Genomic DNA, 11,083 nt, shown 5'->3' with positions numbered 1-11,083 from the left:
GCAGGGTTTCAGGGCCGCTGCGCGCCCCATCGCTGGCAAGCCGAGCTCCCACGGCCTGCGGCCAGAGTCAAAAGCACTATCCCTGTCGCTGGCTAGCCGAGTTCTCCTGGCCTCCGACTGGAGTCAAAAGCACCATCCCTGTTGGAGCAGGCGCCCCGCGATTCGCTTCTGCCGGAGGCGTGGGAGCTGGCTTGCCTGCGGTCTGCTGCGAAGCGGCAGTAAAACCTGCTGATTCGGTTCCGACAGACACCCCTGGTTGTGGGGTTTCAGGACCGCTGCGCGGCCCATCGCTGGCAAGCCGAGCTCCCACGGCCTGCGGCCAGAGTCAAAAGCACCATCCCTGTCGCTGGCAAGCCGAGTTCTCCTGGCCTCCGACCGGAGTCAAAAGCACCATCCCTGTTGGAGCAGGCGCTCCGCGGCCCGCTTCTGCCGAAGGCGTGGGAGCTGGCTTGCCTGCGATCTGCTGCGAAGCGGCAGTAAAACCTGCTGAGTCGGTTCCGACAGACACCCCCTGGTTGCAGGGTTTCAGGGCCGCTACGCGCCCCATCGCTGGCAAGCCAAGCTCCCACGGCCTCCGGCCAGAGTCAAAAGCGCAATCCCCATCGCTGGCAAGCCGAGTTCCCCTGGCCTGCGGCCAGAGTCAAAAGCGCCATCCCTGTCGCTGGCAAACCGAGTTTTCACGGCCTGCGGCCAGAGTCGAAGGCGCAACGCGATGCCTGTTGGAGCGCGGCTGTTAATCCTTTTGCGCAAACATCCGCACCGCATCCACGGCATTGAGCGTGCCTTCGCTGATCTGGACGATGGCGGAGCCTGCCTGGTCGGCGAGGTCGACGCCTTTGGCGGCGGTGGTGCGGGTGTTGTCCATGCTGACGATGGCCTGCCGGGTTTCGCTCTGGATCACCTGGATCATCTGCGAGATCTCCTCGGTCGACCGGCTGGTGCGGCCTGCCAGTTGGCGGACTTCGTCGGCCACTACCGCAAAGCCACGGCCTTGATCACCGGCCCGGGCCGCCTCGATGGCTGCGTTCAACGCCAGCAGGTTGGTCTGGTCGGCGATGCTGCGGATCGTGTTGACGATGGCCGTGATTTGCTCGGAGCGTTCGCCCAACTGACCGATGATTCGTGAGGAGTCCTCGATGTTGCGGGAGATCTGGCGCATTTCGCTGGCGGCCTGCTGGATCACTTGCGTGCCTTGCTCCGCCACTTTCTGGGTCTGGACCGAAATGTGATACGCCTGGGAAGCGCTGCGCGAGTCCTGCTCGTGCTGCTCGATACGCACGGTGACGTCAGAGGCGAACTTGACCACTTTGCACAGCACGCCGTTGGCGTCGTAGACCGGGTTGTAACTGGCTTCCACCCACAGCGTCTGGCCCTGGCGACTGACCCGCTTGAACTGGCCGCTGAAAAACTCGCCTTTGTTCAGGCGGCGCCAGAAGTCCTGGTAGTCCGGGCTGGCGCTGACGTCAGGCGGGCACAGCAGCGTGTGGTTCTGGCCCAGCAATGCCTGACGGTTGTAACCCATCAACCGCAACAGGTTGTCGTTGGCCGCGATGATGTTGCCGTTGAGGTCGAATTCGATCACCGCCATGGCGCGATCGATGGCGGCCAGCTTGTTCCGGGTCTCGTTTTCCGCCTGCACCTTGTCCGTGACGTCCATGGCGTACTTGATGACGCCGACCACCTTGCCGTCCACGTCCTTGATCGGGTTGTAGCTGGCCTCGAGCCAGACGGTCGCGCCGTCGCCGGCGATGCGCTGAAAGGTCGAGGACACGAACTCGCCATTACGCAGTCGGGCCCACAACCGTGAGTACTCGCTGCTGCGGGCAAAGTCCGGGGTGCAGAATATTTTGTGTTCCTTGCCGATCACTTGCTCGCTGCGATAGCGCATGGTCGTCAGGAAATTTTCGTTGGCGCTGAGGACGACGCCGTTGAGATCGAACTCAATGGTCGCCATTGAACGGCTTATCGCCGCAAGCAAGCTGTCTTGGCGGGCGAGGGTAAGTTGTAGATCTTGTACAAGTTTTTTATTCGAAGAGTTGAAAAACATGGCGGCGGCTCGGTACATGAACAGCGATGATTCCTGTCCATGGCCCGTAGAGAGCGGGCTAGCACTCTGCTGCGTTTTCCCTTGCAGTGGGCCGATCATACTGATGTGGTGCTAAAAAGCCATGTTATTTATTGTACAGAGAGTTATTTTTGTATAAGTCTGCTGGCTGTAGGAGCGCGCTTGCCCGCGAAGAACGGTAATGCGGTTTATCGAATGAACCGCGTCGTCCCAATCGCGGGCAAGCGCGCTCCTACAATGACCGGTAATCCTCTGCCGCAGAGGTCAATCCTCAAACCCCATCTGCTCGGACATTTCGTCCACTTTGAGCTCCAGGCGATACGCGACGGCGATGAACAGCGCCTGGCACAGGCACAGGGTCGCGCTCAGGGAGCGGAAGGCGAACGAGCTGCCTTCGTTGACCAGCAACACCGAATTGGCCCGCTTGGCCAGGGGCGACAGGTTGCTGTCGGTGATGATCAGGGTCTTGGCCTGATGATGCTGGGCGATGCGCAGGCAGTGCTGCGTCTCTTTGCCGTACGGCGTGAAGCTGATGGCGATCACCAGATCATTGGCGCGCACGCTGCGCATCTGTTCGCGGTAGCTGCCGCCCAGGCCGGAGATCAGGTGAATGCGCTTGTTGGTGTGCTGCAGGTTGTACACCAGGTAATCAGCCACCGCGAACGAGCGCCGCACCCCGACCACGTAAATGTTGTCGGCGTTGACCACCAGGTCCACGGCCTTGTCGAACGCCTCGTCGTCCAGTTCCAGGGCCAGTCGTTCCAGCCCGGACAGGGTCGCGTGCACGCACTCCCGGGCCAGGTCGCCACCGCTGGCTTTCTGCGACTTGTTGGCGATCATGCTGCGAATGCGTTGCTGGTAGTTCTGCACCGGGGTGGCTTTGTGGGTGTAGGCCTCGCGGAACAGCGCCTGCATTTCGCTGAAGCCGCTGAACCCGAAGCGCTGGGAAAACCGCACGATGGCGGAGGGGTGCACTTCGCATTCCCGGGCGATGTCGCTGATGCGGTCGACCATGATCCGGTCGCTCTGCTGGCTCATGTAGCTGGCAATGCGCTTGAGCTGGCGCGGCAGGCTTTCGTATTCGGTGGTGATCAGCCTGAGCAGGGCGTCGGCCGTCTCCGGGGGGATGATCGACGAAGCCTCGGCGCCAGGCGTGTCGACGCCGTTGTCTGGCAAGGAAGGCTGATCGGTGCTGGACATACGCTTGAATTCCTTTGGCTTGTTCTTTTAAGGCGCGGATGGCCGATGGTAGTGATAGGTAGCCTGTAGGAGCGCGCTTGCCCGCGATGGCATCCGTACATTCGACAACCGGCGTCGGCTGAAAGAATGCTATCGCGGGCAAGCGCGCTCCTACAATTGGAACGACCCGCAGTTTACAGCGGTTGCAGCGTCCATCGACGGCCGTGACGGCATTGGATACTTAATGGAAAATATATTCCACATGAAAAATATTTAGAATAATTGTTGATCGGTGTTTCAAGGCGATCTAGTCTGCATCCACCAAGCGCGTTTCGTGCACCCGTGCACAACGCAGGCTGATAAAAATAAAAGGAGCCACTATGGGCCAGACTCGTTTTGCCACCGGGCGTGCACTGGATGTGATTTGCCTCGGCCGCCTGGGCGTTGATCTCTACGCGCAACAGGTCGGCGCGCGCCTTGAAGACGTCACCAGTTTCGCCAAATACCTGGGCGGCTCATCCGCCAACATCGCCTTTGGCACCGCGCGCCTGGGCCTGAAATCGGCAATGCTGACCCGGGTCGGCGATGACCATATGGGCAGGTTTTTGGTGGAGTCCCTGACCCGCGAAGGCTGCGATGTCAGCGGCATAAAAGTGGATCCGGAACGCCTGACCGCCATGGTGCTGCTCGGCATCAAGGACCGCGAAACCTTCCCCTTGGTGTTCTACCGCGAAAACTGCGCCGACATGGCGATTCACAGCGACGACATATATGAAGCGCAGATCGCCACCAGCAAAGCGCTGCTCATCACCGGCACGCATTTCTCCACCGACCAGGTGTTCACCGCCAGCAGCCGGGCGCTGGATTACGCCGAACGCCACAACGTCAAACGCGTGCTGGACATCGATTACCGGCCGGTCCTGTGGGGCCTGGCGGGCAAGGCCGATGGCGCCACCCGGTTCGTCGCCGATCAGAAAGTCAGCCAGCACGTGCAACGAATTCTGCCGCGCTTTGACCTGATCGTCGGCACGGAAGAAGAATTCCAGATGGCCGGTGGCAGCACCGATCTGCTGGCCGCGTTGCGCACAGTGCGCGAACTGACGGCGGCGACGCTGGTGGTCAAGCTCGGCCCGCAAGGGTGCACGGTGATCCATGGCCCGATTCCCGACCGGCTCGAAGACGGCGCCATTTACCCCGGCGTGCGCGTCGAAGTGCTCAACGTCCTGGGCGCGGGCGATGCCTTCATGTCGGGCTTTCTAAAAGGCTGGCTCAATGACGAAAGCGACGAGCGCTGCTGCCAGCTGGCCAATGCCTGCGGTGGGCTGGTGGTGTCCCGTCACGCCTGCGCACCGGCGATGCCCACGCTCGTGGAGCTCGATTACCTGTTCAACAGCCCGGTGCCGATCACGCGCCCCGATCAGGACCCGGTCCTGCAGCGCCTGCATCAGGTCAGCGTGCCGCGCAAACAGTGGAAGCAGCTGTTTATCTTCGCCTTCGATCATCGCGGGCAACTGGTGGAGCTGGCGCAGAAGGCCGGGCGCGACCTGAGCAGCCTCGGTCAGCTCAAGCAGCTGTTCATTCAGGCGGTGGAACGGGTGGAAGCGGACCTCAAGGCACGCGGCATCGAGGCCGACGTCGGGCTGCTGGCCGACCAGCGTTTCGGTCAGGACTCGCTCAACGCTGCCTCCGGCCGTGGCTGGTGGATCGCTCGTCCCGTGGAAGTACAGGGCTCGCGGCCGCTGGCCTTCGAGCACGGCCGGTCGGTGGGCAGCAACCTCATGACCTGGCCCAAGGAACAGATCATCAAGTGCCTGGTGCAATACCACCCGGATGACGAGCCGCTGCTGCGTCTGGAACAGGAAGCGCAAATCCGCGGCCTGTACGACGCGGCCCAGGCCAGCGGCCACGAACTGCTGCTGGAAATCATCCCGCCCAAGGACCACCCGTCCACCTACCCGGACGTCATGCTTCGTTCCCTCAAGCGCCTGTACAACCTGGGGATTTACCCCGCGTGGTGGAAGATCGAAGCGCAGCCAGCCGAGGTCTGGGAACAGCTCGATGCGCTGATTCAGGAGCGCGATCCGTATTGCCGTGGCGTGGTGTTGCTGGGGCTCAACGCACCGGCAGAGACACTCGCCGAAGGATTCCGCCAGGCCCGCCACAGCACGACCTGTCAGGGCTTCGCGGTAGGCCGCACGATTTTTCACGAACCCAGCCGCGCGTGGCTCGAAGGGGAGATCGACGACGCCGCACTGATCGCCGGGGTGCGGGCCAATTTTGGTTTTCTGATTGAATCCTGGCGTGATGCCCGGGCCTGATCGCTCATTGGCTCGACTGACTTTTGCCAGCAACCAAAACAAAAAAGGTGCAGACCATGCCCGCTTCCGCAATCCGCATTGGCATCAACCCGATTTCCTGGAGCAACGACGACCTGCCGGCCCTGGGCGGTGAAACGCCGTTGAGCACCGCCCTCAGCGAAGGCAAGGCCATCGGCTACGAAGGTTTCGAGCTCAACGGCAAGTTTCCCAAGGACGCCCAGGGTGTCGGCGATGTGCTGCGCCCGTACGATCTGGCGCTGGTCTCGGGCTGGTACTCCAGCCGCCTGGCCAGCCGCTCGGTGGCCGAAGAAATCGACGCCATCACTCCTCATGTCGAACTGCTCAGGCACAACGGTGCGTCGGTGCTGGTCTACGGCGAAGTGGCCGACTCGATCCAGGGTCAGCGCATCCGGCTGGTGGAACGCCCGCGTTTTCATACCGAACGTGCGTGGCAGGCCTACGCTGACAAGCTCACTGAACTGGCGCGGTTTACCGGCTCGCATGGGGTGCGGCTGGCGTACCACCACCACATGGGCGCGTACGTCGAATCCCCCGAGGACATCGACCAGTTGATGGCGCGGACCGGTCCTGAAGTCGGGTTGCTGTTCGATTCCGGTCACTGCTACATGGGCGGTGGCGATCCGTTGCAGGTGCTGCGCCGGCACATCGACCGGGTGTGCCACGTGCATTTCAAGGACGTGCGCAAACCCGTGGTGCAGCTGGCGCGCAACCAGTTGTGGAGTTTTCCGGACTGCATCATCAACGGCACCTTCACGGTGCCCGGTGATGGCGACATCGATTTCGCTGCGCTGCTGGACGTGCTGCTCGCGGCCAACTACGCCGGTTGGCTGGTGGTGGAAGCCGAGCAGGATCCGGCCGTGGCGCCCAGCTATATTTATGCCGAGAAGGGCTACCGGACGCTGCGCAACCTGCTGGCCGCGGCCCAAGAGCAGAATCCCGCCCAAAGGAGCGTGTGAACATGAACCTGTTGGTCAAAAGCAAACCCCAGGGCCGCGACGTGGTCGCACTGGCGGAAGGTGTTCTGGAATACGTCGGTTTCGCCGCTCATCGCCTGACGGTGGGCGAACGTCTGCCGGTCAGCGCGGGTGATAAAGAGTTGTGTCTGGTGCTGCTGGCCGGTCGGGTCTCTGTCAGCGGCGAAGCGCCGGGGCAGGGCACGTTCAGCTGGGACAACATCGGCGACCGGCAATCGGTGTTCGAAGAAAAATCCCCGTTCGCCGTGTACCTGCCCCCTGGCAGCCAGGCGCTAGTCACGGCGTTGAGCGCGGTGCAGATTGCCGTCTGTGCCGCGCCGGGCGACGTCAGCAAAAACCTGCCCCCACGGCTGATCAAGCCCGAGACCATGAAGCGCAGCGTGCGCGGCAAGGGCGCCAACACCCGCTACATCTGCGACATCCTGCCGGACACCGAGCCGGCCAACGCCTTGCTGGTGGTGGAAGTGCGCACGCCATCCGGCCACTCCTCCAGTTACCCCCCGCACAAGCACGACACCGACGATCTGCCGCACCAGAGTTTTCTCGAAGAAACCTATTATCACCAGATCAACCCGGCCCAGGGCTACGTGTTTCAGCGGGTTTACACCGATGATCGCAGCATCGATCAGGCCATGGCCGTGGAAAACAACGATCTGGTGACGGTGCCCAAGGGCTACCACCCGGTCAGCGTGCCGTATGGTTACGAGTCCTATTACCTGAACGTGATGGCCGGGCCCACACGCGCCTGGCATTTCCATAACGATCCGGAGCACGCGTGGCTTCTGGACCTGTAAATCAATTGTTTTCAAGGAGCAGATCATGAGCAACGCCCCGGTTATCGGTCATTACATTAACGGCCAGATTCAGGACAGCGGCGAGCGCTTCAGCGACGTGTTCAACCCGGCCACCGGCGAAGTGCAAGGCCGTGTGGCGCTGGCCACCGTTCAGACGGTCGAAGACGCGGTAGCAGCTGCCCACTTCGCCTTTCCGGCCTGGGCCGATCAGTCTTCCCTGCGCCGCGCCCGGGTGATGTTCAAGTTCAAGGAGCTGCTGGATCAGCACCACGACGAGCTGGCGGCGATCATCACCCGTGAGCACGGCAAAGTGTTTTCCGACGCCAAGGGCGAAGTGGTGCGCGGCATCGAAATCGTCGAATTCGCCTGCGGCGCGCCGGCCCTGCTCAAGACCGAGTTCAGCGACAACATCGGCGGTGGCATTGACAACTGGAACCTGCGCCAGCCACTGGGCGTGTGCGCCGGCGTCACGCCGTTCAACTTCCCGGTGATGGTGCCGCTGTGGATGATTCCCATGGCCCTGGTCACCGGCAACTGCTTCATCCTCAAGCCGTCCGAGCGTGACCCGTCGGCCAGCCTGTTGATGGCGCGCCTGCTCAAGCAGGCCGGTCTGCCGGACGGCGTATTCAACGTGGTGCAGGGCGACAAGGTGGCGGTGGATGCGCTGTTGCAGCACAGGGGCATCGAGGCGATTTCGTTTGTCGGTTCGACGCCGATTGCCGAATACATCCACCAACAGGGCACGGCCCACGGCAAACGCGTACAGGCCCTGGGCGGGGCCAAGAATCACATGATCGTCATGCCCGACGCCGACCTGGACCAGGCGGCGGACGCCTTGATTGGCGCGGCCTATGGCTCGGCGGGTGAGCGCTGCATGGCGATTTCCATCGCGGTGGTGGTGGGCGATGTGGGGCAGAAGCTGATCGACAAACTGCTGCCGCGCATCGATGCGCTGAAAGTCGGCAACGGCATGAACGGCGACTCCGACATGGGGCCGCTGGTGACAGCGGTGCACAAGGCCAAGGTCGAGGGCTATATCGATCAGGGGCTGAAGGAAGGCGCGAAGTTGATCGTCGACGGCCGCCACTTCTCGGTGCCCGGTGCCGAGAAGGGCTTCTTCGTCGGCGCGACGTTGTTTGACGACGTGACGGCTGAGATGAGCATCTACAAGGAGGAGATTTTCGGGCCGGTGCTGGGCATCGTCCATGTGGCGGATTTCGCGGCGGCGGTGGAGCTGGTCAATGCCCATGAATTCGGCAACGGCGTGTCGTGCTTCACCAGCGACGGCGGCATCGCCCGGGCGTTCGCGCGCACGATCAAGGTCGGGATGGTGGGGATCAACGTGCCGATTCCGGTGCCCATGGCCTGGCATTCGTTCGGCGGCTGGAAACGCTCGCTGTTCGGTGATCACCATGCCTACGGCGACGAGGGTTTGCGCTTCTACAGCCGCTACAAAAGCGTGATGCAGCGCTGGCCGGACAGCATCGTCAAGGGCGCGGAGTTCAGCATGCCGACGGCGAAGTAACCGACGTCCCCCTGTAGGAGCGCGCTTGCCCGCGATGAGGCCGGTACATCCGACAGAGATGTATGGGCAGATAGGCCGTCATCGCGGGCAAGCGCGCTCCTACAGTGATCATGGTGCCAATGACTGTTTCTGTAGGAGCCAACTTGTTGGCGAGGCGATTGACCAGTCAATCCAGAAACCGCTTCGCGAACAAGTTCGCTCCTACAGAGTTGCTTCATCACCTCCAATAACAACAAGGTGCGAGCATGACCACGACACGATTGACCATGGCCCAGGCCCTGGTGAAGTTCCTTGATAATCAGTACGTCGAAGTCGACGGCGTGCAGAGCAAATTCGTGGCCGGGATGTTCACCATTTTCGGTCACGGCAACGTGCTGGGCCTGGGGCAGGCGCTGGAACAGGACAGCGGCGAACTGGTCGTGCACCAAGGCCGCAACGAGCAGGGCATGTGCCACGCCGCCATCGGTTTCGCCAAGCAACACCTGCGGCGCAAGATCTACGCCTGCACCTCCTCGGTGGGCCCCGGCGCCGCCAATATGATCACTGCGGCGGCCACCGCATCCGCCAACCGCATTCCGCTGTTGCTGCTGCCCGGCGATGTCTACGCCAGCCGCCAACCAGACCCGGTGCTGCAACAGATCGAGCAGTTTCATGACCTGAGCATCAGCACCAACGACGCCTTCAAGGCCGTGAGCAAATACTGGGACCGCATCAATCGCCCCGAGCAGTTGATGAGCGCCGCCCTGAATGCCATGCGGGTGCTCACTGATCCAGCCGACACCGGCGCCGTGACCCTGGCGTTGCCCCAGGACGTGCAGGCCGAAGCCTACGATTACCCCGACAGTTTCCTGCAAAAGCGCGTGCACCGGATCGACCGTCGCCCGCCGAGCCAGGCCATGCTCGACGACGCCCTGACCCTGCTCAAAAGCAAACGCAAGCCGCTGCTGATTTGTGGCGGCGGCGTGCGCTACTCCGGCGCTAACGCTGCGTTGCAGGCCTTCGCCGAGCGCTTCGACATTCCCTTCGCCGAAACCCAGGCCGGCAAGAGCGCCATCGTGTCCGCGCACCCGCTGAACATGGGCGGCATCGGCGAAACCGGCAGCCTGGCTGCCAACATCCTGGCCAAGGAGGCGGACCTGATCATCGGCGTCGGCACCCGCTACAGCGATTTCACCACCGGCTCGAAATGGCTGTTTCAGCACCCGGACGTGCAGTTTCTCAACCTCAACGTCGGCGCCTTCGATGTGATGAAAATGGACGGCGTTCAGCTGCTGGCCGACGCCACCGTGGCGTTGCAGGCGCTGACCGCTGCGCTGGAGAAGACCGATTACCGCGCGGCCTGGGGCGAGCAACCCCGTGAGGCGAAAGCGGCACTGGACGCGGAGGTCGACCGCATCTACGCCATCGAGTACCAGACCCAGGATTTCGCCCCGGAAATCACCGACCACCTGGACCCGGCGGTGCTGCGCGAATTCATCGAACTGACCGGCTCGTGCCTGACCCAGAGCCGGGTGCTCGGGGTGCTCAATCAACGCCTGCCAACCGACGCGGTGATTGTCGCCGCGGCGGGCAGTCTGCCGGGGGATTTGCAGCGGGCGTGGCGCAGCACCGGGGTCGACACCTACCATATCGAGTACGCCTATTCGTGCATGGGCTACGAGGTCAACGCGGCGCTGGGGGTCAAGCTCGCCGCACCGGAGCGCGAGGTGTACGCGCTGGTGGGGGACGGCTCGTACATGATGCTGCATTCGGAGCTGGCAACCTCGATCCAGGAGCGGCGCAAGATCAACATCGTGCTGCTGGACAACATGGCCTTCGGTTGCATCAACAACCTGCAGATGGGCAACGGCATGGACAGCTTCGGCACCGAATTTCGCTATCGCACTCCCGAGACCGGGCAGCTCGATGGCGGCCTGGTGCCGGTAGACTTCGCCATGAGCGCCGCCGCCTATGGCTGCAAGACCTACAAGGTCAGCACCGAGGCCGAACTGGAAGCGGCGTTGATCGATGCGCAGCAGCAAACCGTTTCCACGCTGATCGACATCAAGGTTTTGCCCAAGACCATGATCCACGGCTACCTGTCGTGGTGGCGAGTGGGGGTGGCGGCGGTGTCGACCAAGGGCACGACGGCGGAGGTTTATCAGCGGTCGCAGGCCGAGTTGGCCAAGGCCCGACAGTATTGAATCTCGGGCCCGACGCTGAACCCG

Annotated in this window: 7 protein-coding genes; 5 read left to right on the top strand and 2 right to left on the bottom strand. The window is 62.5% G+C overall.

Annotated features, from left to right (window positions below):
• Positions 1-733: 733 nt before the first annotated feature.
• Both ABQX22_RS25585 and ABQX22_RS25580 read right to left on the bottom strand, forming a co-directional pair.
• Complete coding sequence (locus ABQX22_RS25585) at positions 734-2,047, bottom strand: methyl-accepting chemotaxis protein (protein WP_349802654.1); 1,314 nt, start codon at positions 2,045-2,047, stop codon at positions 734-736.
• 282 nt (positions 2,048-2,329) lie between these two features.
• A complete protein-coding gene (locus ABQX22_RS25580; RefSeq protein WP_349802653.1) occupies positions 2,330-3,265 on the bottom strand; it encodes a MurR/RpiR family transcriptional regulator in 936 nt (311 codons plus the stop codon).
• Positions 3,266-3,624: 359 nt separating this feature from the next.
• Here ABQX22_RS25580 and ABQX22_RS25575 point away from each other — a divergent pair, with 359 nt between their 5' ends.
• The 5 genes from ABQX22_RS25575 to iolD all read left to right on the top strand — a co-directional run bounded on the left by ABQX22_RS25575 (position 3,625) and on the right by iolD (position 11,059).
• Positions 3,625-5,562, top strand: a complete 1,938-nt coding sequence (locus ABQX22_RS25575; RefSeq protein ID WP_349802652.1) for a bifunctional 5-dehydro-2-deoxygluconokinase/5-dehydro-2-deoxyphosphogluconate aldolase — start codon at positions 3,625-3,627, stop codon at positions 5,560-5,562.
• A gap of 56 nt (positions 5,563-5,618) precedes the next feature.
• The gene (iolE, locus tag ABQX22_RS25570) at positions 5,619-6,539 is read left to right on the top strand and encodes a myo-inosose-2 dehydratase (protein ID WP_349802651.1); all 921 of its coding nucleotides are present in this window, start codon (positions 5,619-5,621) and stop codon (positions 6,537-6,539) included.
• A gap of 2 nt (positions 6,540-6,541) precedes the next feature.
• Positions 6,542-7,351 carry a 5-deoxy-glucuronate isomerase gene (gene iolB, locus ABQX22_RS25565; RefSeq protein ID WP_349802650.1) on the top strand — a complete coding sequence of 270 codons (810 nt, stop codon included), beginning with the start codon at positions 6,542-6,544 and terminating at the stop codon, positions 7,349-7,351.
• Positions 7,352-7,376: 25 nt separating this feature from the next.
• Positions 7,377-8,876 (top strand): CoA-acylating methylmalonate-semialdehyde dehydrogenase, encoded by a 1,500-nt coding sequence (locus ABQX22_RS25560; protein ID WP_349802649.1) that lies wholly within the window; start codon positions 7,377-7,379, stop codon positions 8,874-8,876.
• 245 nt (positions 8,877-9,121) lie between these two features.
• Positions 9,122-11,059: a 3D-(3,5/4)-trihydroxycyclohexane-1,2-dione acylhydrolase (decyclizing) gene (iolD, locus tag ABQX22_RS25555; protein ID WP_349802648.1), complete on the top strand. Its 1,938-nt coding sequence runs from the start codon at positions 9,122-9,124 to the stop codon at positions 11,057-11,059.
• Positions 11,060-11,083 lie beyond the last annotated feature (24 nt).

The organism is Xanthomonas sp. WHRI 1810A, assembly GCF_040202885.1.
GTDB lineage: Bacteria > Pseudomonadota > Gammaproteobacteria > Pseudomonadales > Pseudomonadaceae > Aquipseudomonas.
Note: the sequence above shows the minus strand (reverse complement) of the source record. Positions and strands in the feature narration are given on the sequence as shown.

Excerpts from the sequence above, each read along its gene's own strand:
- iolB (WP_349802650.1), top strand. The coding sequence starts at position 6,542 with ATGAACCTGTTGGTCAAAAGCAAACCCCAGGGCCGCGACGTGGTCGCA.
- ABQX22_RS25575 (WP_349802652.1), top strand. The coding sequence starts at position 3,625 with ATGGGCCAGACTCGTTTTGCCACCGGGCGTGCACTGGATGTGATTTGC.
- iolE (WP_349802651.1), top strand. The coding sequence starts at position 5,619 with ATGCCCGCTTCCGCAATCCGCATTGGCATCAACCCGATTTCCTGGAGC.
- ABQX22_RS25580 (WP_349802653.1), bottom strand. The coding sequence starts at position 3,265 with ATGTCCAGCACCGATCAGCCTTCCTTGCCAGACAACGGCGTCGACACG.
- iolD (WP_349802648.1), top strand. The coding sequence starts at position 9,122 with ATGACCACGACACGATTGACCATGGCCCAGGCCCTGGTGAAGTTCCTT.
- ABQX22_RS25585 (WP_349802654.1), bottom strand. The coding sequence starts at position 2,047 with ATGTTTTTCAACTCTTCGAATAAAAAACTTGTACAAGATCTACAACTT.
- ABQX22_RS25560 (WP_349802649.1), top strand. The coding sequence starts at position 7,377 with ATGAGCAACGCCCCGGTTATCGGTCATTACATTAACGGCCAGATTCAG.